This is a genomic window from Streptomyces sp. SP17BM10, assembly GCF_036322405.1.
Lineage (GTDB): Bacteria > Actinomycetota > Actinomycetes > Streptomycetales > Streptomycetaceae > Kitasatospora.
This window is the reverse complement of the sequence record NZ_JAQYXB010000588.1, coordinates 281183-301143: the sequence shown is the minus strand read 5'-3', so window position 1 is coordinate 301143 and position 19961 is coordinate 281183. Positions and strand designations below refer to the sequence as shown.

20 protein-coding genes and 1 pseudogene are annotated in these 19961 nt (G+C 71.0%); 7 read left to right on the top strand and 14 right to left on the bottom strand.

Annotation, left to right across the window (positions count from 1 at the left end):
• Positions 1-301, bottom strand: a pseudogene (locus tag PUR71_RS20215) (serine hydrolase); the annotation flags it as partial.
• Between the two features lie 556 nt (positions 302-857).
• Entirely contained in the window at positions 858-2270 is a 1413-nt protein-coding gene (gene glnA / locus PUR71_RS20210) for a type I glutamate--ammonia ligase (protein WP_329928441.1), read from the bottom strand.
• A gap of 275 nt (positions 2271-2545) precedes the next feature.
• Between glnA and PUR71_RS20205 the strand changes: the two genes are divergently transcribed.
• The gene (locus PUR71_RS20205; RefSeq protein WP_329928440.1) at positions 2546-3013 is read left to right on the top strand and encodes an RDD family protein; all 468 of its coding nucleotides are present in this window, start codon (positions 2546-2548) and stop codon (positions 3011-3013) included.
• Between the two features lie 103 nt (positions 3014-3116).
• Here PUR71_RS20205 and PUR71_RS20200 read toward each other — a convergent pair whose 3' ends face one another.
• The 10 genes from PUR71_RS20200 to PUR71_RS20155 form a co-directional block, all read right to left on the bottom strand.
• Complete coding sequence (locus tag PUR71_RS20200; RefSeq protein ID WP_443077493.1) at positions 3117-3827, bottom strand: DUF4191 domain-containing protein; 711 nt, start codon at positions 3825-3827, stop codon at positions 3117-3119.
• Between the two features lie 95 nt (positions 3828-3922).
• Positions 3923-4114 (bottom strand): hypothetical protein, encoded by a 192-nt coding sequence (locus PUR71_RS20195; RefSeq protein ID WP_329928438.1) that lies wholly within the window; start codon positions 4112-4114, stop codon positions 3923-3925.
• A 184-nt stretch (positions 4115-4298) separates the two neighbouring features.
• Positions 4299-5252 (bottom strand): lipoyl synthase, encoded by a 954-nt coding sequence (lipA, locus tag PUR71_RS20190; protein WP_329928437.1) that lies wholly within the window; start codon positions 5250-5252, stop codon positions 4299-4301.
• A 150-nt stretch (positions 5253-5402) separates the two neighbouring features.
• Positions 5403-6200 (bottom strand): lipoyl(octanoyl) transferase LipB, encoded by a 798-nt coding sequence (gene lipB / locus PUR71_RS20185; RefSeq protein WP_329928436.1) that lies wholly within the window; start codon positions 6198-6200, stop codon positions 5403-5405.
• 92 nt (positions 6201-6292) lie between these two features.
• Positions 6293-8206, bottom strand: coding sequence for a helix-turn-helix domain-containing protein (locus PUR71_RS20180; RefSeq protein ID WP_329928435.1), 1914 nt, complete (start codon positions 8204-8206; stop codon positions 6293-6295).
• Between the two features lie 55 nt (positions 8207-8261).
• Entirely contained in the window at positions 8262-9611 is a 1350-nt protein-coding gene (locus PUR71_RS20175; protein WP_329928434.1) for an MFS transporter, read from the bottom strand.
• A gap of 291 nt (positions 9612-9902) precedes the next feature.
• The gene (locus PUR71_RS20170) at positions 9903-10562 is read right to left on the bottom strand and encodes a pYEATS domain-containing protein (RefSeq protein ID WP_329928433.1); all 660 of its coding nucleotides are present in this window, start codon (positions 10560-10562) and stop codon (positions 9903-9905) included.
• A 271-nt stretch (positions 10563-10833) separates the two neighbouring features.
• The gene (locus PUR71_RS20165; RefSeq protein WP_329928432.1) at positions 10834-11799 is read right to left on the bottom strand and encodes a threonine/serine dehydratase; all 966 of its coding nucleotides are present in this window, start codon (positions 11797-11799) and stop codon (positions 10834-10836) included.
• Positions 11800-11913: 114 nt separating this feature from the next.
• Positions 11914-12417, bottom strand: coding sequence for an NUDIX hydrolase (locus PUR71_RS20160; protein WP_329928431.1), 504 nt, complete (start codon positions 12415-12417; stop codon positions 11914-11916).
• Positions 12418-12724: 307 nt separating this feature from the next.
• Positions 12725-12964, bottom strand: a complete 240-nt coding sequence (locus PUR71_RS20155; RefSeq protein ID WP_329928430.1) for a hypothetical protein — start codon at positions 12962-12964, stop codon at positions 12725-12727.
• Positions 12965-13091: 127 nt separating this feature from the next.
• Between PUR71_RS20155 and PUR71_RS20150 the strand changes: the two genes are divergently transcribed.
• The 5 genes from PUR71_RS20150 (at position 13092) to PUR71_RS20130 (ending at position 15696) form a co-directional block, all read left to right on the top strand.
• The gene (locus PUR71_RS20150; protein WP_329928429.1) at positions 13092-13916 is read left to right on the top strand and encodes a helix-turn-helix domain-containing protein; all 825 of its coding nucleotides are present in this window, start codon (positions 13092-13094) and stop codon (positions 13914-13916) included.
• Positions 13909-14109 carry a DUF397 domain-containing protein gene (locus tag PUR71_RS20145; RefSeq protein ID WP_329928428.1) on the top strand — a complete coding sequence of 67 codons (201 nt, stop codon included), beginning with the start codon at positions 13909-13911 and terminating at the stop codon, positions 14107-14109. Before PUR71_RS20150 ends, PUR71_RS20145 begins: the two co-directional genes overlap by 8 nt.
• Before the next feature lie 97 nt (positions 14110-14206).
• A complete protein-coding gene (locus tag PUR71_RS20140; protein ID WP_443077492.1) occupies positions 14207-14413 on the top strand; it encodes a DUF397 domain-containing protein in 207 nt (68 codons plus the stop codon).
• A gap of 106 nt (positions 14414-14519) precedes the next feature.
• Positions 14520-14750 carry a DUF397 domain-containing protein gene (locus tag PUR71_RS20135; protein ID WP_329928426.1) on the top strand — a complete coding sequence of 77 codons (231 nt, stop codon included), beginning with the start codon at positions 14520-14522 and terminating at the stop codon, positions 14748-14750.
• A 100-nt stretch (positions 14751-14850) separates the two neighbouring features.
• Positions 14851-15696 (top strand): hypothetical protein, encoded by an 846-nt coding sequence (locus tag PUR71_RS20130; protein WP_329928425.1) that lies wholly within the window; start codon positions 14851-14853, stop codon positions 15694-15696.
• On the opposite strand, the gene PUR71_RS20125 is transcribed toward PUR71_RS20130, so the two are convergent.
• On the bottom strand, positions 15650-16411 hold the full coding sequence (locus tag PUR71_RS20125) for a 3-hydroxybutyrate dehydrogenase (RefSeq protein ID WP_329928424.1): 762 nt from the start codon (positions 16409-16411) through the stop codon (positions 15650-15652). The genes PUR71_RS20130 and PUR71_RS20125 overlap by 47 nt on opposite strands.
• 309 nt (positions 16412-16720) lie before the next feature.
• On the opposite strand from PUR71_RS20125, the gene PUR71_RS20120 reads away from it, so the two are divergent.
• Entirely contained in the window at positions 16721-18577 is a 1857-nt protein-coding gene (locus PUR71_RS20120) for a regulator (protein ID WP_329928423.1), read from the top strand.
• Between the two features lie 87 nt (positions 18578-18664).
• Here the strand turns inward: PUR71_RS20120 and PUR71_RS20115 are convergent, their stop codons facing one another.
• The gene (locus tag PUR71_RS20115; protein ID WP_329928422.1) at positions 18665-19891 is read right to left on the bottom strand and encodes a cation:proton antiporter; all 1227 of its coding nucleotides are present in this window, start codon (positions 19889-19891) and stop codon (positions 18665-18667) included.
• Positions 19892-19961: the final 70 nt, after the last annotated feature.

Here is a 19961-nt window from a genome sequence, read left to right as displayed (position 1 = left end):
TCTGTCCGTCCACGGGGACCTTGGCCCTGGTGGCGAGGTTGCCGACGCCGGCGGTGTAATTGCGGGTGCGGCCGTCGCTGCCCTTGACGGTGGCCAGCGCGGCGGGCAGGCCGTCGTCCTTCACCAGCGCGTTCAGGCTCGCTTGGACGCTGTCCGGCCGGCCGCCCGCGAACGCCGCGGTCGGCGCCAGCACCCCGACCGTCACGGCCACCGCGGCCACGGCGGTCACGACCGCCGCCGCCCGGTGCCGGCTGCCCCGGCGGGAGAGCGGGAAGCGGCTGTGCGGTGCATGCTCGTACACGAAAGGACCCCTCCGATGAATGGCGCCGGTGCTTCCCGGCCTTGATCAAGAGGACCATTCGGGGACAGGGGAGTTCGTCCGTATCCAGGACGAAACCGCGCCCGGGAGCAGGCTCCGGGAGCGTGGCCGGGCCAGGACCGTACTCCTGGCCACCGGTGCCGATCGGCCGGCTGCTCGGCACAGCAGAACCGCATGGGTCTGTTCCCATCAGCAGAATTGCCATGCTCGAGGGGCGCCATCCCGTAAACGGGATGGCGCCCCTCGAATCGGACGCATTTTGCCGGATTGACGAATGCCTGTCCGGGACCCGGCTTTGGTGAGGTCGGTGCCAGCCGTGGCGACTACTCGGTGTGACGCAAGTCCGGCGTGCGTCGCAGGGCTACCCGTTCGGGAGTGGTAGCGGCAGGGCCGGCCGCGAGTTCGATCTGCGTGCACATCCGGGTGCACATCGCGAGTCCGGCGCATCTGACCAGACTCTGTCTCCGCAGGTCAGCGACTTGCCGACCGGCGGAGACGTCGAGACGTCGGTTCGCGTCTCCACAGGTCAGAGCGCCCTCTACAGGTCGTAGTACAGCTCGAACTCGTGCGGGTGCGGGCGGAGGGCGATCGGGGCGATCTCGTTGGTGCGCTTGAAGTCGATCCAGGTCTCGATCAGGTCGGGCGTGAAGACGTTGCCCGCGAGGAGGTACTCGTGGTCGGCCTCCAGGGCCTCCAGGACGGCCGGGAGGGAGGAGGGCACCTGGGGGACGTTCGCGTGCTCCTCGGGGGCGAGCTCGTAGAGGTCCTTGTCGACGGGCTCCAGCGGCTCGATCTTGTTGCGGATGCCGTCGAGGCCGGCCATCAGCATCGCCGAGAACGCCAGGTAGGGGTTGGAGGACGGGTCCGGCGCGCGGAACTCGATGCGCTTGGCCTTCGCGTTGGAGCCGGTGATCGGGATGCGGATCGCGGCCGAGCGGTTGCGCTGGGAGTAGACCAGGTTGACCGGCGCCTCGAAGCCCGGGACCAGGCGGTGGTAGGAGTTCACCGAGGGGTTGGTGAACGCCAGCAGCGACGGCGCGTGCCGCAGCAGGCCGCCGATGTAGTAGCGGGCGGTGTCGGAGAGGCCGGCGTAGCCCTGCTCGTCGTAGAAGAGCGGCGAGCCCTCGGCCCACAGCGACTGGTGGACGTGCATGCCCGAGCCGTTGTCGCCGAAGATCGGCTTCGGCATGAAGGTGGCCGTCTTGCCGTTGCGCCAGGCGACGTTCTTGATGATGTACTTGAACAGCATCAGGTCGTCGGCCGCGTGCAGCAGCGTGTTGAACTTGTAGTTGATCTCGGCCTGGCCGGCGGTGCCGACCTCGTGGTGCTGGCGCTCGACCTCCAGGCCGGCCTTGGCCAGCTCCAGGGACATCTCGGCGCGCAGGTCGGCGAAGTGGTCGACGGGCGGGGTGGGGAAGTAGCCGCCCTTGTACTTGACCTTGTAGCCGCGCACGTCGCCCTCGGCCGCACCGGTGTTCCAGGCGCCGGCCTCGGAGTCGATGTGGTAGAAGGACGCGTTGGCGCTGGTGTCGAAGCGCACCGAGTCGAAGACGTAGAACTCGGCCTCGGGCCCGAAGAACGCGGTGTCGGCGATGCCGGAGGAGGCGAGGTAGGCCTCCGCCTTCTTGGCGACGTTGCGCGGGTCACGGCTGTAGGCCTCGCCGGTGACCGGGTCCTGGATGAAGAAGTTGATGTTGAGGTGCTTCTCGGCCCGGAACGGGTCGAGCCGGGCCGTGGCGAGGTCCGCGACGAGGGCCATGTCGGACTCGTGGATGGCCTGGAAGCCGCGGATCGACGAACCGTCGAACATCAGGGTCTCGGACGGGTCGAAGGTCGCCGCAGGTACGGAGAAGTGCTGCATGACGCCTGGCAGGTCGCAGAAGCGGACATCGACGAACTTGACGTCGTTGTCCTGGATGAACTGCTTCACTTCGGCGGCGTTGTTGAACAAAGCATCCTCCTCGGCGTGCGAATGCGGCTCACCCTAGGAACGGTCCGTTTCCGACCGGTGACCCGCTCGTTTCCTCGATGTTAACCACACCCGCCGAACGGGCGGCAAAGTCGTACGGTCCAGGGCAAAACGCCCCACCGGCCTGGGCGTCTTCGGGTAAGTGGTCTGGACCATTTGGTAAGCCCGGTAGTCGGGATTCACTCGGTCGGGGAAGGCTCGCGGACGACGGGGGAGCCGGTGGCGGCTCTCGGCGACCGCCCGGTTAGTGTGGATTCGTGGACACCAGAGAAGCGTTGGGATCGTGGATCGACGGCCCGAAGGCTGCCGCCGAGAAGATGGGCACCGACTTCGGCTACCGCGGCGAGCGCCTCGGACTGCCCAAGGAGGGCCCCGGCTCGATCGCCGGCCCCGGCCGACGGATCGGCGCCCTGTTCGTGGACGGCTGGCTGGTCTCCCTGGTCGCCTACGGGCTGCTGGGCCAGGGCACCGCCTCCTCGGCCAACCTGTGGACGACGCCGCTGTTCTTCGCCGTCACCGCGCTGCTGCTCGCCACCTCGGGCACGACGGTCGGCAAGCGGCTGTTCGGCCTGCGGGTCGTCCGGCTGGACGGGCGCCGCGCGACCATCCCGCAGGTGCTGCTGCGCACACTGCTGCTCTGCCTGCTGGTGCCGCCGCTGGTCTGGGACCGTGACACCCGCGGCCTGCACGACAAGGCGGTCGGCACCGTCGAGGTCCGGATCTAGCGCCGTGGCACTACTGGCGCCCGAGGCCCAAACGCCGTGAACGCCGAACGGCCCCGCTGCTCCACTGGAGCGGCGGGGCCGTTGCGTGTCGACGGGGGGAGGGTCAGCGGACCTGGCCGCCCTTGGGCATCCGGGCGCCCTTGGGCATCGGGCCCTTGGGGATCGGCGCCTTGGAGAGCAGGTCGCCCAGCGCGCGCAGGCGGTCGTTGGTCTCGGTGACCTGGGCCGGGGTGATGGCGCGGGGCAGGCGCATGAGGTGGATCTGCAGCTTCTTCAGCGGGATCTCGCCCTCGCCGTTGCCCACGACGATGTCGTGCACCGGCACGTCGCCCACGACGCGGGCCATCTTCTTCTTCTCGGACGCCAGCAGTGGGCGGACCCGGTTCGGGTTGCCCTCGCCGATCAGCGCGATGCCGGCCCGGCCCACGGCGCGGTAGATCGCGTCCTGGTTGCGGGTGACGGCGACCGGGGTGGAGCTGGAGCTCCATCCGCGCTTGATGTTGTTCAGCACCGCCGCGACGGCGCCCGGCTGCCCCTCCATCTGTCCGAACGCGGCGCGCTCGGCCCGGCGCCCGAAGACGATCGCCATGGCCAGGAAGGCCACGATGAAGCCCAGGATGCCCAGATAGACGGGGTGGTCGATCGCGAAGCCGATGGCGAGGAACACGCCGAAGGTCAGCAGGCCGACGCCGGCGATGATCAGGCCGATCTTGGTGTCGACCTTCTTGGTCATGGTGTACGCCTGGCGGATCTGCTTCAGCCGCCCGGGGTTTTCGGATGTTTCCCTCGCCATAACGCTCATGGTACGTGCCATGGGTGCGGGAACTCCAAGCCCGGGTGCCGTTCGCCCCGAACCGTGACCCGTGTGCCGGGCAGTCGTCGCGGACAGCGACGAAAAGCCCGCTTCCGTCAGCTCCGGGCCGGCTGCACCGCCGCACCGCCCCCGACCGCCGAGGCGTCGTGGTGCCGGTCCGCCGCGTGCCGGCGGTTCTCGCAGACCGCCGCCCAGGCGTTGCGCCGGGCGTGCCGCTGCCCGCCGGCCATCAGAACGCTCTCGGCGAACCGCACCGCAACTCCGACCGACCGGATCCGCATGCGCATCCCGGGCAACTCCCCTCGTGACTGAGAAGGACCGAACGACGAAGGCTCGACCGACCTCGCCGGATCCATCGTCACCACTCCGTGTTACCAGTCCGTGATCCTGCGGTCAAAACCTGGTGAAACCGGCGAAAAAACGGAAGGGCGGAGCCGAAGCTCCGCCCTCCCCGATCGCTCGGGACCGCTCTCAGACCGCGGCCTGCTCGCGCCGCTCCAGCGCCTGCCGGTACAGCCGGCCGGCCCGGTACGACGAGCGCACCAGCGGGCCCGACATGACCCCGGCGAAGCCCAGCTCCTCGGCCTCCTGCTGGAGCTCGACGAACTCGTGCGGCTTCACCCAGCGCTCGACCGGGTGGTGGCGCAGCGAGGGCCGCAGGTACTGGGTGATGGTGATCAGCTCGCAGCCGGCGCCGACCAGGTCGGCCAGCGCCTGGCTGACCTCCTCGCGGGTCTCGCCCATGCCCAGGATCAGGTTGGACTTGGTCACCAGCCCGGCCGCGCGGGCCTGGGTGATGACGTCCAGCGAGCGCTCGTAGCGGAACGCCGGGCGGATCCGCTTGAAGATGCGCGGGACCGTCTCGACGTTGTGCGCGAGCACCTCGGGGCGGGAGGAGAAGACCTCGGCCAGCTGCTCGGGCACCGCGTTGAAGTCGGGGATCAGCAGCTCGACGCCGGTGCGGCCGGCCTCGCGGTCGGCGGTCATCGCGTGCACCTGGCGCACGGTCTCGGCGTAGAGCCAGGCGCCGCCGTCCTCCAGGTCGTCGCGGGCGACGCCGGTGATGGTCGCGTAGTTGAGGTCCATGGTGACGATGGACTCGGCGACGCGGCGCGGCTCGTCCCGGTCGAACTCGGCGGGCTTGCCGGTGTCGATCTGGCAGAAGTCGCAGCGGCGGGTGCACTGGTCACCGCCGATGAGGAAGGTCGCCTCGCGGTCCTCCCAGCACTCGAAGATGTTGGGGCAGCCGGCCTCCTGGCAGACCGTGTGCAGCCCCTCCTTCTTCACCAGCGACTGGAGGGCGTTGTACTCCGGGCCCATCTTCGCGCGGGTCTTGATCCACTCGGGCTTCCGCTCGATGGGGGTCTCGCTGTTGCGGACCTCCAGGCGGAGCAGCTTCCTGCCGTCGGGTGCGACAGCGGACACGTGCGACTCCTAGAACTAGACGGGGTACCCCCAGGGTACGCCTGTGGTTGTACGGGCTTCGCCGGGCGTGCCGCCCCGCAATCGCAGGGCAACAGAGCTACCGGCCAGTAGATTCCCCGGTGATGTCCGATCTCGGGGTGCGTCGGGTCCTCAGCGGCTGAGCGCGGGCTCCGGCAGCTCGGCGAGCACGTCCGCCAGGTGCCGCTGGACCACCGGCAGCGCCGCGCCGACGGACAGCTCGCGGCCGAGCTCGTTCGAGAGCGAGGTCACACCCGCGTCCCGGATGCCGCACGGCACGATCTTGTCGAAGAAGGTCATGTCCTGGGCGCAGTTCAGCGAGAAGCCGTGCATCGTGACGCCGCGCGCGACGCGCACGCCGATCGCGGCGAGCTTGCGGTCGTCGCCGCGCTGCCCGGCGTTGGACGGCGCGTACTCGGGGCCCGCCAGTCGCGGGTCGATGCCCAGCGGCAGGCCCAGCCGCAGGGTGAGCTTGCCGATGTCGACCACCTGGGACGGGTCCACGACCGCGTCCGGGATGGTGTCGCCGAGCACCCAGACGCCGCTGCGGCCCTCGACCCGGGTGGTCTCGACGCCGAACTCGGCGGCGGCGCGGATCAGCGCCTCCTCCAGCCGGCGGACGTACGCGATGACGTCGATCGGGTCGGGCAGTTTGACGATCGGGTAGCCGACCAGCTGGCCGGGGCCGTGCCAGGTGATCTCCCCGCCGCGGTTGACCTCGACCACCGGGGTGCCGTCCAGCGGGAGGTCGGCCGGGTTGGTGCGCTTGCCCATCGTGTAGACGGACTGGTGCTCCAGCAGCAGCACGGTGTCGGGGATCTCGTCCGCGACCCGCAGCGCGTGCAGGCGCTGCTGCTCCTCCCAGGCTTCCTGGTAGGGCACGGTGCGCTCGCCTATGCCCAACGAAACGAAACGTACGTTCTCGCTCACCGTTTGCCGCTCCTTGCCGGGCGTTCGAGACCAACCTCGCCACTGTACGCCCAAGCCCCTCCGGGGCGACCGGCCGCCCGGGACCGCGGACCTCACGCCTGCGCCAGCAGTTGGAGCCGCAGCGCCAACTGCAGCTCCAGCGACCGCTCCGGCACGTTCCAGTCCCGCCCGAGCAGCGCCTCGACCCGGTCCAGCCGCTGGACCACCGTGTTCACGTGGACGTGCAGCTCGTCCTTGGCCCGGGTCAGGCTGCCCCCACAGTCGAAGTACGCGCGGAGGGTGCGGACCAGCTCGGTGCCGCGCCGGGCGTCGTAGTCGAGCAGCGGGCCGAGCGTCGCGCGGACGAAGCCGTCCACGTCGTGCCCGTCGCCGAGCAGCACCCCGAGGAAGCCGAGCGCCCGCGCGGACGCGCCCTCGCCCGCGCGGCCGAGCACCCGCAGTGCCCGCAGGCACCGCAGGCCCTCGGCGTACGAGGCGGCGATCGCCGCCGGGCCCGCGGCGGGGCGGCCCGCGCCGACGGTGACCGGGAAGCCGGCCAGCCGGGCCAGCCGTTCGGCCGCCCGCCGGGCGGTCTCCTCGGGGCCGCCGCCGTCCGGTACGAGCAGGACGACGGCCTCGTCGTGCTCGGCGCTGATGCCCCGCGAGCCGAACAGGTACCGCCCGGCCGCGCCCGCGAGCCGGCTGCGGTCGGTGGCGTCCCCGGCCGACCCCGCGGGCCCGACGGGCTCGGCGACCAGGACGACGTGGGGGCGGCCGAGGTCGACGCCGAGCCGACGGCCGCGCGCGGTGAGTCCGGCGGGGTCGCGGTCGGGAGTGGTCAGCAGGTCGGTGAGAAGTTCGCCGCGCACACGGTTCTCGGTCTCGGCGACGGAGCGGCGCAGCAGCAGGAGGAGCGCGGTGACGACGCCGGCCCGCTCGAACAGCCGCCGGTCGGCGTCGTCGAGGTCGGGGCGGCCGCGCAGGACCATCGCGCCGAGCGCGTCCTGCCCGGCGAGGACGGCGCACACCCACAGGCCGTCGTGGCGCACGGACCGGCCCTCGGCGCGCGAGTCCGCGATCGCCCCGGCCAGCCCGGCGACGGACGGGACGCGCCCGGCCAGCGGTTCGCCCTCGGCGTCCAGGACCGCTATCTCGCCGTCCAGCAGGGTGGCGACGGCGGCGGCGACGTCCGGCACCTCGGCGCCGCGCAGGACGAGGTCGGTGAGCCGGTCGTGGGCCTGTTCGGCGCGCTGGACGGCGGCGGAGTGGGCGCGGACGAGTTCGTTGGCGGCGCCCAGTTCGGCGAGCGCGGCGCGGGTGTCGGCCAGGGACTTGGCGGTGTCCAGGGCGATCGCGGCGTGCGCGGCCAGCGAGCAGAGCAGCGCGACCTCGTCGGGGGAGAAGGCGCGCGGCGAGCGGTCGGCGGCGAACAGGACGCCGATGACCCGCCCGCCGAGCAGCAGTGGCACGCCGATGATCGCGACCAGGCCCTCGTCGAGCACGCCCGCGTCGATGGTGCCGGTGTGGTGGAAGCGGTCGTCGGTGCGGTAGTCGGGGGTCGCGTACGGGCGGGCGGTCTGGGCGACCAGGCCGCCGAGGCCGTCGCCGAGGCTGAGCCGCAGGGTCTGGAAGAGGACGGACACCGAGCCGTCGGTGACGCGCATGTACGTGTCGCCGGCGGCCTCGTCCGGGAGGGTCAGGTAGGCGGTGTCGGTGCCGAGTAGGAGGCGGGCGCGGCGGACGATCGCCTGCAGCACGGTGTCCAGGTCGCGGGAGGCGGCGAGGTCTCCGGCGGTGTCGAACAGCGCCGTCAACTCGGCCTCGCGGCGCCGGTGCTGGCGCAGCGTGCGGTGCACCCGAAGGGCCTGCCAGGTGGCGTCGTCGATCTCCCGCAGCACCGCGGCCGGCGCCCCCCGGCGGCGGGCGTCGGCCAGCACCTCGGCGAAGTCCTCGGTGGCGGCGCCGGATCCGAGGAGGTCGAGCAGCCGCCGCAGGGCGGGAGCGGCGCCCGTCTGGGGGTCGTTCATGGTGCGTGCCGCCAATCGGCAGTGGGGCGGAAGCGCGATAGTAACGGCTTGGCCCTCACGCGGTGGCGGGCTTGGCGGCCGGGGTGGTATCCGCTGTCTGCACCTCCACGTCCGCGAGGTCCTGCCCCTTCGTCTCCCGGGCGCACAGCACGGCGAGTACCGTCAGCGCCGCCGCCGCTGCCACGTACACCGCGATCGGCGTGGCGCTGCCGTAGTCCTTGAGGAGCGCGGTCGCGATGAGGGGAGCCGGTGCGCCCGCGGCTACGGACGAGAACTGGGCCCCGATCGAGGCGCCCGAGTAGCGCATCCGGGTGGCGAACATCTCGGAGAAGAAGGCGGCTTGGGGCGCGTACATCGCGCTGTGGAAGACCAGACCGACCGTGACGGCTCCGACGAGCGCGGGAAACGACTTCGTGTCCACCAGGCCGAAGAAGACGAACGCCCAGACCCCGACGCCTATCGCGCCCACCAGGTACACCGGCTTGCGGCCGACCCGGTCCGACAGCGCGCCGAACGCCGGGATCAGGGCGAACTGGATCGCCGAGCCGATCAGTACGGCGTTGAGCGCGGATTGCTTCCCGAAATGCGCGTGGCTGACGGCGTACGCGAGCACGAACGTCGTCATCACGTAATAGGAGATGTTCTCCGCCATGCGGGCGCCCATGGCGACGAGGACCTCCCGCCAGTGGTGCCGCAGGACGGCGACCAGCGGCGGCTGCTCGACGGTCTTGCGGTTCTTCTGCGCGGCCAACGCGGCCTGGAACAGCGGTGATTCGTCGACGGCGAGCCGGATCCACATCCCGACCCCGACCAGCACGGCCGACAGCAGGAACGGCACCCGCCACCCCCACGCGAGGAACGCGGCGTCCGACTGGACGGCGGTCATCAGCGACAGCACGCCGGCCGCCAGCAGGTTCCCGGCGGGCGCGCCGCCCTGCGGCCACGAGGCCCAGAAGCCGCGCCGCCGCTGGTCCCCGTGCTCCGACACCAGCAGGACGGCCCCTCCCCACTCCCCGCCGAGTGCGAACCCCTGCACCAGGCGGAGCACCGTCAGCAGCACCGGCGCCGCGACCCCGATCGAGTCGTACGTCGGCAGCACCCCGATGAGGGTGGTGGATCCGCCCATGAGCAGCAGGCTCACGACGAGGAGCCGCTTGCGCCCGACCCGGTCCCCGAAGTGCCCGAACACCAGGGCCCCGAGCGGCCGCGCGGCGAACCCGATCGCGTACGTCAGGAACGCGAGGAGCGTCCCCGTCAGCGGATCACTGTTGGGGAAGAACACCTTCCCGAACACGAGCGCGGCGGCCGTGCCGTAGAGGAAGTAGTCGTACCACTCGATGGTGGTCCCGATCAGACTGGCCGCCACTACCCGAGGGAGTGAGCGCCTCTCAACCGTTGCTGCCATGGGTCACCACTTCCGGGTCCGGCGTCGTCGATGTCGCCACAACGTAGGAAGCCCCGCCTCCGAGGCCTATGTGCCCAACCCACACAGTCCAACCCCAACTTGCAGCCCTCCACCCCATAACCAGCCCAGCGCCCTCGCCACCCCCCACCCCCGCTTCGGTTGCCTTCGTCGCCGCTTCGGCCGAGCCGAAGCGGCGACGGAAACTGCAAGGGGCGGCGGACATATGGGTCTGCCACCATCGGAGTTACCACTGGTGGTCTGCTTGCGGCTGGAGCACATCGATCGTCGAAGCTAGCTCGTGGACCGCTGCTCAAACACTGATTGCATCTCAAAGTCCAACAGCCTGCTCAAGATTGCCGAACCTCCATCCCGGAAGAAGACCCGGCAAACGCATAGCGGCGTTCCGTACGCCGAGGTCGAGAAGCCGATGGGCTTACCAGCGCCCTCGTTCGGCACATCGAAGATCTTGTTTCCCCAGTATTGACCAAGGAAGAACTGCGCCCTCACCACATCAGACAGGTCGCCGCCCCTAGATGGGACTAGATAGGCGAAAATGTCGAAGCGTTGCCCCGGCACCTTGGACGGGCTGATGACGTGAACCAGATGGATGTTGCGACTGCGCCTCTTCAGCTGGGATCGGTACTCGGCCCATTCAGCCGCCTCCCCTGGAGCCCCGGGAGGCGGCAGTGAGTCAACGTGATGAGGAGCTTCGGGGGCCTCAGTAGAAGGGGCGCTCTGAGGTGCTTGCGGCTCGAATCGGGGCAACTCGGTTAGCTCTGCGGCAAAAGGTCCAGCCGAGACCTTGACTCCACTACCAGCCTCTAGTCGTCGACCGACTTCCTTTTCGACCTTCGCTCCGAATCTACCGATCGGCCGCCGGTACGCCACGAGAACCCCGGCGATCAAGACAGGCCAGGCCAGTGCCTTGACGAGAGAGACGTAGGGCTCCATGGCTCAACTCTGAAAGTAGCTCGCCTGTCCTGCCCGCGAGGGTGCGCCAAAAGGTGCGCGAGTGTGTCCCCAGGGCCTCGGCAGGGTTGGGATGTGGCGTGGCTGGTCAGGCCCTGTGGTGCAGGCCGCCGAGGCGTGAAGCAGGCACGGTGCGCTGTGTGTAGGAAGTCGGCCAGGTCGACTTCCTACACAGGAGCGGTTATGCATTCCGGGCGAGCCGTAGAGAAGCGAGGCAGCGAGGTCGGAGACTGCCCGGAAGCCTTGGGAGTCGTCAGGTGGTGACGAGGTCGGACGGGTCGGTGTTGGCCCCGCACAGCACCACGGCGATGCGCTCGCCGTCGCCGGGCGTGTAGGCACCGGAGGTCAGAGCGGCGAAGGCCGTGGCGGCGGCGTGCTCTACGGCCAGGTACCGCTGCTCCCACAGCAGGGAGCGGGCCGCGCGGATCGCGTCATCGGTGACGAGGACGGAACGGGCCTCGGCCCGCCGCGCCCAGTGCAGGGCCGTCTCGCCGGCGCGGCGGGCGCCGAGGGAGTCCGCGGCGATGGAGTTCACCTCGACGTCCACGATCTCGCCGGCCTCGATCGCGGCGTTGAGGGCGCGGCAGTTCTCCGGCTCGACGGCGACGACCCGCACGCCGAGGGCATGGGCGGCCATGGCGGTGCCGGCGAACAGGCCGCCGCCGCCCACGGCGACGATGACGGTGTCGAGGCCGGGGATCTGGTCGTGGATCTCGGAGAGCAGAGTGCCGGCGCCGGCGGCGATGTACGGGTTGTCGTAGGCGTGGGAAGCCAGGGCGCCGGTGGTGGCGGCGTACTCGGCGGCAGCGGCGGCGGCTTCGGCGTACTCCTTGCCGACCTGGCGGACGTCGGCGCCGAACGTGCGGAGCTTGGCGACCTTGACGGCCGGGGCGGTGGTCGGCAGGAAGACGGTGGCTTTGATGCCGTGGCGCTGGGCGGCCCAAGCGCAGGCCAGTCCGGCGTTGCCGCCGGAGGCGATGACGACTCCGGCGTCGGGCATCGTCCCGGCCGCCAGGTGGGCGCCGATGAAGTTCGCGGCGCCCCGGTCCTTGAAGGAGCCGGAGACCTGCATGAAGTCCAGGGCGAGGAAGGTGCGGGCGGTGCCGAAGGTGTTGCGGTCGATCTCGAAGACCGGGACGGGCCGGATGATGCCGTGGACGCGGTCCTTGGCGGCCTTCACGTCGTCGTAGGTCGGGAAGGTGTCGGTGGTGGCGGTCATGGGGGGATTGCTCTCCGGAGGGTGTCGGTCAGGTCGGGGGCTTCAACTCTGATCCACAGTCTTGGCCTTGGGTCGCGTTCAGGTCGTTCCCGGCGAGTGCCCGGCGAGATTTGATCAGCAGACCGGGACGGGGACGCCGCGCAGGAGGAGGGGGCGGCCGGCGCCGTGTTCCCAGGCGTCCCAGGCGTCGTGGACGCGGAGGCTCTGGTCGGGCGGCATGACGGTGTCGAGCGAGGAGCGGGGCACCCAGTGCAGGGCTCGGATGTGCTCTGGCGGGCGGTGGCCGTTCGCGGTCTTGGCCTGCTTGGGGGTGACGACGCCGCCCGCGTAGACGAGGTTGAGTCCCTCGGGGTACGTCTGGCGGGATACGTAGTCGACGGTGAGGATCGTGCGGAGTGGCAGGACGAGCCCGGTTTCGGACTCCAGGTGGCGGCGGGCGGCGAGGTGGGGCAGCTCGTCCGCCTCGGCGCTGCCGCCGGGGAGGGTGCAGCCATCGCGGTGGACGGGCTCGACGAGGAGGACGCAGAGTTCGTCCTGCCCGTCGGGGCTGTCGCGCAGGACGAAGACCTGCTGGCCCAGTCGCCGGGCGGGGGGCTTTTGCATGAAGTCGTCGTTCAACTCTGCTCCTTGGGTGGAGAGTTGGTCGGGTGGTGCTCCCCGCCGGAGGAGGTTGCCGGCGGGGAGCAGCTCGGCTCGACAAGGGGCGCTGTACGCCAACGCGTCGCCCATGGAGCCGACCGGCAGGAGGAGGCCGACCTGCCGGGGTCCGTCCGCGGATTCGGCGCGGACGGACGTTGAGCCGCCCGGTCGGGCGGGTTCGTGATCCCGTGCCGTTGGCTGCGTGCCGCGTGTTCGGCGGCGGCAAATCCGGTGGCAGCCAGGGAACTTACATGGAGAGCGGTGAGCAGCAGGAGGCTGCTCGGGATCACGTGGGCTCTTCCTGGAGCAACCGCCGGTGCGAGCGGATGCCGCGGCCGGGCGCGATCTCTCGGGGGTCGAGGACGCTGACCTGGTCGGCCCTGGTGGTCCATTCGACGCCGCCACCGACCGGGCGGAGGTACATGATGCCGCCGCACTGCTCCATGAAGACCCCCTCGCGCGGCCGGCCGTCGTCGAGGTGGCCGCGGTCGAGCACGACTTCGTGGAGGAGGGGGACTTCGGACATGGGGGTGCTGTTGTTCATTCCGGGGGCTCCGATCCGTAGTGCGATGACTACCGGGAGTGCCCAATGTCCTCTATGCTCGGGAGCTGTTCAACTCGTCTGATCTGTTTGATTGATGGGGTGGGGCGCCATGAACAAGCGTGAACTTGACCATCAAGAAGCCGAGTTCGGAGTCCTCCTCCGCAGCTCACGCGAGCAGCGCGGCTGGACTCAGGAGCAGCTTGCGGACCTTGTCGGCTGCACATCGTCGTACATCTCGGCACTTGAGATTGGTCGAAGAAAACCGAATCAACGAATCGCAACAAAGCTTGACGCTGCGTTTGGTCCTGGGGCGCCCTTCCTGGCGGAGTGGAGCAAGTCGGGCCAACGCATCCTGTTCGAAGGCTTCGAGGAGTACCTGCGCCACGAGGCGAAAGCCGTCGCACTGCGGGTGTTTGAGATCAACATCATGCCGAGCCTGCTCCAAACGCCGGCGTACAGCCGAGCGTTTCAACAGGCGCCTGTGCTGCGGGGGACCGCCACTCAGCGGCAGGCCGACGAGCGGACAGAGAAGGTACTACTCCGCCAGCAAGCCGTGGCCCGAGACCCGGCGCCGATTGTCCAGGTGGTGATAGATGAGGCCGCGCTGCGGCGACCGATTGGCGGTCGGGACGTCATGGTGGAACAACTTCAGCACCTGGAAGCACTCGCTTCGCGCCCCCGCTACCTAGTGCAGGTCTGTCCCGCCTCGGCAGGTGAGAACCGACCCTTCGGGTATCCAATTACGTTGCTGACCATGCCGAACAGGGTCATCGTGGGATACGGCGAGACCCAGCGTCGCGGCTACCTCGAACGTGATCCGGAGACGTTGGCCGAATGGGCCAGTGAGTACGATCACCTGCAGGTCGAGGCGCTGTCCCGAGCGGCGACCATTGAGTTCATCAGAGGCGTGCGGAAGGGCTTTGAGCATGGATGATCTACGCAAGGTCACTTGGTGCAAGAGTTCATACAGCACTCAGGGAGGAAACTGCATTGAGGTCGGCAGCCTCTCGAATCTCGTCCCCGTGCGTGACTCCAAGGATCCTGAGGGTCCTGCGCTGGCCTTCCCCGTCGAGGCATGGTCGGCGTTCGTGGCCGCCGTCCGCTCAGGTGAGTTCGGCGAGGTCTGAGGCTTCGTGTTGCCGGAAGCCCCTGCCCGATCGGGCAGGGGCTTCTTGCTGCCTGGCAGCCGCAGTCCGATGATTGTTGGCAGTTGATTCGCGAGCGGTGGAGGCAACTGTGGTGCCCCTTGAGTGGTTCAAGTCCAGTTACAGCAGCAATGGTGGACAGTGCATCGAGGTATCCAGCAGTGTGCCTGGCGCGGTCCCTGTTCGTGACTCCAAGGATCCTGAGGGTCCTGCGCTGGCCTTCCCTGTGGAGGCTTGGTCCGCCTTTGTGGCCGCAGTCCGCTCGGGCGAGTTCGGCAAGGTCTAAAGCACCGTTGCCGGAGGCCCCTGCTCAGTCGGGCAGGGGCCTCTTGCTGCCTGGCGGTCACAGTCGCATGCTTGTTGGCGTCGAACTGTGAGCTGTGGAGGCAACAGTGGCGCCCACCGAATGGTTCAAGTCCAGTTACAGCAGCAACGGCGGCGACTGCATCGAGGTCGCGGCCAACGCCGTCTGCACTGTTCCCGTCCGCGACTCCAAGGACCCCCAGGGTCCCGTGCTGGCCTTCCCTGCCGAGGCGTGGTCGGCCTTCGTCGTGGCCGTCCGCTCGGGGGAGTTCGGCGAGTCGGTTAGTGCGATAAGCACCCTTGTGGGGATAGGCAGTTGATCGACCGTCGGCGTGTTACGGTCCGAACGCCAACTGAAGAAATGTGACCCCGGCAGCGCGCCAACGCTCCGGGGTCCGGCACCAGGAGCCCAACACTCCCATGCGCGTTCATCGTACCCAACACGCACGGCACTTCACCGTGCTTCCCAACGCCGTCCTCCAGTACCGGCGCCTGAGCTACACCGCCCGTGGCCTCCTCGCGGACCTCCTCTCCCGCCCCGACGGCTGGCGCGAGGACGGTCGCCACATGGCCGCCACCAGCCCCCAGGGCCGCGGCGCCGTCCGCAAGGCCCTCAAGGAGCTCGCCGACGCCGGCTTCTACCGCGTCGAGACGGTCCGCCTGCCCGACGGCACCCTCCGCAGCGAAGCCCACGTCTACGACACCCCCTGGCCGTCCCCGCCGAGTGCCACCCGCCCGGCGCCCGGTCGGCTGGCCGCCGGTCCCGCAGACAGCCCTCCTGTAAAGAACCGGCAGCAAGAACCCGCCCTCCCCGACGAGCAGACCCGACAAGCCGTTGCCGCCCTCTTCCGGGCCATCCGCCCCGAGCCCCGCCTCCGCCTCGGCCAGGCCGAAGCGGAGAAGCTCGCACCCCTCGTCGCCCAGTGGCTGGAGCGCGGCTGCACCCCGAGCGACCTCGCCCAAGCCCTGCTCCCCGGCCTGCCCAGCCCGATGCACTCCGCCGCAGCCGTGCTCCGCTACCGCCTGGAGCACAAGATGCCGCCCTGTCGCGCCGCGGAACGCCCCGCCGCACCCCGGTACGCCGAGTGTGCGGAATGCCGCGACCCCGTCCCCCGTCCGGGCCTCTGCCGCGCCTGCAAGAGCCTTCAAGCGGTCGTCGCCGGCCATGGCGCCGGCGCCACTCGTGCCCGTACAGCGCTGAGAAGTGCCCCTGGCGCTCCTAGTGCGCCGTCCAGCCCCCGTCGACCGGCAGGCTCGCGCCCGTGATGTAGGCGGCGGACGGCGTGCAGAGCCACAGGGCCAGGGCTGCGACCTCCTCCGGCTCGATGAGGCGCTTGACGGCCGTGCGGTCGAGCATGATCCGCTGGACCACCTCCTCCTCAGGGATGCCATTAACCTGCGCCTGGGCCGCGATCTGCTTCTCCACCAGCGGGGTCCGGACGTAACCCGGGTTGATGCAGTTGCTCGTGACCCCGTACGGGGCGCCCTCCAGGGCGACGGTCTTGCTGAGTCCCTCCAGGCCGTGCTTCGCGGTCACGTACGCGGACTTGAAGGCACTCGCCCGCAGGCCGTGAACGGACGAGACGTTGATGACCCGGCCCCACTCCCGCGCGTACATGTGGGGCAGGGTGCGGCGCAGGATGCGGAACGGGGCCTCCACCATCACGCGTTGGAGGAGGGAGAAGCGCTCGGGCGGGAACTCGTGGACGGGGGCGACGTGTTGGAGGCCGGCGTTGTTGACCACGATGTCGGCGTCGGCCGGCATGGCGTCGACGGCCTGCGGGTCGGCGAGGTCCGCGACGACGGCGAGGCCGCCGATCCGCGCGGCGAGCTCCCGGGCCGGTTCGGCCGCCAGGTCGACGACGTAGACCCGGGCGCCGGCCCCGGAGAGGGCCTCGGCGCAGGCCCGGCCGATGCCCGAGGCGGCGCCGGTGACCAGGGCCGTGCGACCGTCGAGCGGCCGGGCTGTAGTGGTGTCCATGGGTCAGAACGGTAGGAATCCGGCGGCTCGCCTCCCATGTGCCGGGCCACTACAGCATCCCGATGGACGGTGGTGGTCAGCACTATGACGGTCGATCGACGGTTCGACCGTGGAAGTCCAAACCCATCGTGTCCCGGCTTCCCCACAATGGGCGCGGTTGCTTCACCCGTTCGGAGGATTGCTCGGTCAGATCCACCCATAGCGCCCGAATGCTCGCTACATTCACGCCGATTCCCGACAGGGGGCGCCGCCACAGGCAGCCGAAGCGCTGGTAGAGCCCGGTGCGGCGTCCGAGAGGTGTTGACTGATATGCCCCAACGGCCTGCAACCGACAGCCCGGCGTACGGACCGCTCGACCCGCTCGACCAGCACCGCGGTCCGGCCGGCCGGGCCCTTCCGGACGCCCCTGACGCCCTGACCGCCCACGCCCCGGCCGCCGACGAGCTGCGGCTGCCCGAGCAGGCCACCCCCGACCGGCACCAGCCCGTGGCCGCCGGGGGCACCGCGACGGCCACGGCCACGGCCACGGCCACGGCGACTGCGCCCGCGACCGGCCACGCGGGCCACTCCGGGCCCGCCCCGCAGAACGGCCAGCTCGCGGCGCTGATCGAGGAGGCCGGCTTCTCGCACGCCGGCCTGGCCCGCCGGGTCGACCAGCTCGGCCTGGAGCACGGCCTCGACCTGCGCTACGACAAGACCTCGGTCACCCGCTGGCTGCGCGGCCAGCAGCCGCGCGGCGCCACGCCCGCGCTGATCGCCGAGGTCTTCACCCGCCGCCTCGGCCGCCGCCTCACCGCCCAGGACCTCGGCCTGGACGCCTGCGCCCCCGTCTACGCGGGCCTGGAGTTCGCCGAGACGCCGCAGGAGGCGGTGGACATCGTCGCGAGCATGTGGCGCAAGGACAACGGCCCGCAGTCCGAGCTGCGCCGGATCGCCTTCACCCCGGCCGGCCTGGTCGTCCCCAGCCGGGACTGGCTGATCGGCCGCACCGACGAGCGCGTCGCCCGGGACGGCTCCACCCTGGCCCGCCCGGACGCCGCCACCGGCCCGCCGCCCGCGGGCCCGCCGACGGCGAACGCCCCCACCGGGCCCGGCGCCCAGGCCCTCGGCCCGGGGCGCGGGCCGGTCCCCGGCGGCCCCGGCCCGCGCCCCGCGGCCACGGCCGCCGCGCTCAGCCGTGTGCCGACCCAGAGCCGTCGCCCGCCCGCGGCCGTCGAGCCGCCGTACGCCGACCCGGCCCGCGAGCAGCGCCCCGCCCTGCGCGTCGGCCGTGGCGACATCGCCGCCATCCGCGCCGTCGGCGACCTCTTCCGCGCGCTCGACCACGCCTACGGCGGCGGCCACGCCCGCCAGGCGTTGGTGCGCTACCTGGAGAGCGAGGCCGAGCCGATGCTGCGCGGCCGCTACGGCGAGCAGATCGGGCGCGCCCTGTTCGGCGCGGTCGCCGACCTCACCAGGCTGGCCGGCTGGACGTCCTTCGACATCGCCGCCCACGGCCTCGCCCAGCGCTACTTCGTCCAGGCGCTGCGCCTGTCCCAGGCCGCGGGGGACCGCGCCCTCGGCGGGTACGTGCTGGTGACGATGAGCCAGCAGGCCGTCCACCTCGGCCACGGCCGGGAGGCGGTCCAGCTGGCCCGGGTCGCCCAGCAGGGCGTGGGCACCGCGGTGCCGCCCGTCGTCCAGTCGCTGCTGCACGCCGCCGAGGCGCGCGGGCACGGGCTCCTGGGTGACGTCCGGGCGTGCACCACGGCGCTCGTACGGTCCGAGCGGTCCCTGGCCGCGGCCCGGCCTGGCGACGAACTCCCCTCCTGGGCGCGGTACTTCGACGAGGCCCAGCTCTCCGACGAGTTCGCGCACTGCTACCGCGACCTCCAGCAGTGGCGCACCTCCGCCCAGCACGCCGAGAAGTCGCTGCGGCTGCGCTCGCCCGCCTACGCCCGCAGCCGGATCTTCTGCCGACTGGTGCTCGCCACCGCGCGGCTCGGCATGGGCGACCTCGACGAGGCCTGCACGATGGCCACCGACGCGCTGCGGGCGGCGGGGGAGATGCGCTCGGCCCGCTCGCTGGAGTACGTCCGGGACTTCCACCGCCGCCTCACGCCCTACCGGGGCAGCCCGGTGGCCAGGGCGTTCGAGGAGACGGCCCGCCAGGCGGGGGTGATCTGACCGCACGGCAGCCGGACGACGGATGCAGGGCCGGGCGCACGACGACGCCCGGCCCGCACCGGCCACGGGGCCTCAGAGGCCCCCGCCTCACCAGCTCTCGGCACGCACCCGCGGCCGCCCCTCCTCCTCCGCCACGGGCGGCCGGACGTCGCCGCGCAGGCGCTGCGCGGCGAGCGGGAAGACGAGCACGGAGAGCATCCCCGCGCCGACCAGCGCGGCGGCCGTCGAGGACGGCAGGTGCCCGGCCCCGACCTCGATCGTCGTGATCACCACGACCAGCGGCAGCGCCGTCGCGGCGTACAGCCCGAGCGCGCCGCGGTCGTGCCGCCCGAGCCCGGCCGGGGCGAGCAGTGCGGCCGGCACCCCGCGCACCGTGAGCAGCAGCACCAGGAACACCGGGACGAGCAGCAGCGTGCCGGGATCGTCCAGCAACGCGTCCAGGTCGAAGTTCATCCCGCTGACCACGAAGAACACCGGTACCAGGTAGCCGAAGCCGATGCTCTCCAGCTTGGCCTCGATGACCTCCTCCTCGTGCGCCGGGACGCCGGAGAGCAGCATCCGGGAGATGATCCCGGCGGTGAACGCGCCGAGCAGCATGTCGAGGTCGAGCCAGATCGCCGCGGCGACCATCACCGCGAGCACCAGGATCACCGCGCGGATCGCGAACTGTCCGGACGTGCGCAGCGTGCGCTCGATCAGCCGCGCCATCCAGGCCGGCTGGGGCCGTTGCGCGCCGAGGACCGCGAGGGCGGTGATGACGGCGAAGGCGCCGAGGATGACGGCCGTCCGGGCGGGGGAGTTGCCGCTGAGCAGCACGGCGATCGCGATGATCGGCCCGAACTCGCCGACGGCGCCGGTGGCCATCACCAACGAGCCGAAGGGCGTGGGGAGTTCGCCCGAGTCACGGAGGATCGGCAGGATCGTGCCGAGCGCGGTGGTGGTGAGCACGAGCCCGGTGAAGGCGCCGTCCAGCGGGTTCGGGTTGATCAGCGCGCCGACCCCGAGGGCGAGGACGACCGTCGCCAGCCACGCGGTGCCCGCCCGTTTCAGCGGGCCGCCGCGCAGCTTGGCGAAGTCGATCTCGTACCCGGCCAGGAACATCAGCATCGCGAGGCCGAACTGGGAGAGCGCGTGGACCAACTCGTCGACGTGCGCCCAGCCCAGGACGTCCGGACCGATCAGGACGCCGAGCACGATCTCGAACACGACGGTCGGCACGGCGATCCACCGCAGCAGCCGGTCGGCGAGCAGCGGCGCGGCCACCGCGGCGGCGGGGATCAGGACCAGGACGAGCGGGTGGACGGCGGCGCTCACCGCGCGACCGGCCGCAGGGGCCGGGCGGCGGTGGGCGCCACGGTGGGCGAAACCATCCGAATAGCGGTCA

What these genes read in the sequence shown, in the direction of transcription:
- PUR71_RS20200 (WP_443077493.1), bottom strand. Translation starts at nt 3,827, where the DNA reads ATGGCACGTACCATGAGCGTTATGGCGAGGGAAACATCCGAAAACCCC.
- PUR71_RS20195 (WP_329928438.1), bottom strand. Translation starts at nt 4,114, where the DNA reads ATGCGCATGCGGATCCGGTCGGTCGGAGTTGCGGTGCGGTTCGCCGAG.
- PUR71_RS20180 (WP_329928435.1), bottom strand. Translation starts at nt 8,206, where the DNA reads ATGAACGACCCCCAGACGGGCGCCGCTCCCGCCCTGCGGCGGCTGCTC.
- PUR71_RS20175 (WP_329928434.1), bottom strand. Translation starts at nt 9,611, where the DNA reads ATGGCAGCAACGGTTGAGAGGCGCTCACTCCCTCGGGTAGTGGCGGCC.
- PUR71_RS20170 (WP_329928433.1), bottom strand. Translation starts at nt 10,562, where the DNA reads ATGGAGCCCTACGTCTCTCTCGTCAAGGCACTGGCCTGGCCTGTCTTG.
- PUR71_RS20165 (WP_329928432.1), bottom strand. Translation starts at nt 11,799, where the DNA reads ATGACCGCCACCACCGACACCTTCCCGACCTACGACGACGTGAAGGCC.
- PUR71_RS20155 (WP_329928430.1), bottom strand. Translation starts at nt 12,964, where the DNA reads ATGTCCGAAGTCCCCCTCCTCCACGAAGTCGTGCTCGACCGCGGCCAC.
- PUR71_RS20150 (WP_329928429.1), top strand. Translation starts at nt 13,092, where the DNA reads ATGAACAAGCGTGAACTTGACCATCAAGAAGCCGAGTTCGGAGTCCTC.
- PUR71_RS20145 (WP_329928428.1), top strand. Translation starts at nt 13,909, where the DNA reads ATGGATGATCTACGCAAGGTCACTTGGTGCAAGAGTTCATACAGCACT.
- PUR71_RS20130 (WP_329928425.1), top strand. Translation starts at nt 14,851, where the DNA reads ATGCGCGTTCATCGTACCCAACACGCACGGCACTTCACCGTGCTTCCC.
- PUR71_RS20125 (WP_329928424.1), bottom strand. Translation starts at nt 16,411, where the DNA reads ATGGACACCACTACAGCCCGGCCGCTCGACGGTCGCACGGCCCTGGTC.
- PUR71_RS20120 (WP_329928423.1), top strand. Translation starts at nt 16,721, where the DNA reads ATGCCCCAACGGCCTGCAACCGACAGCCCGGCGTACGGACCGCTCGAC.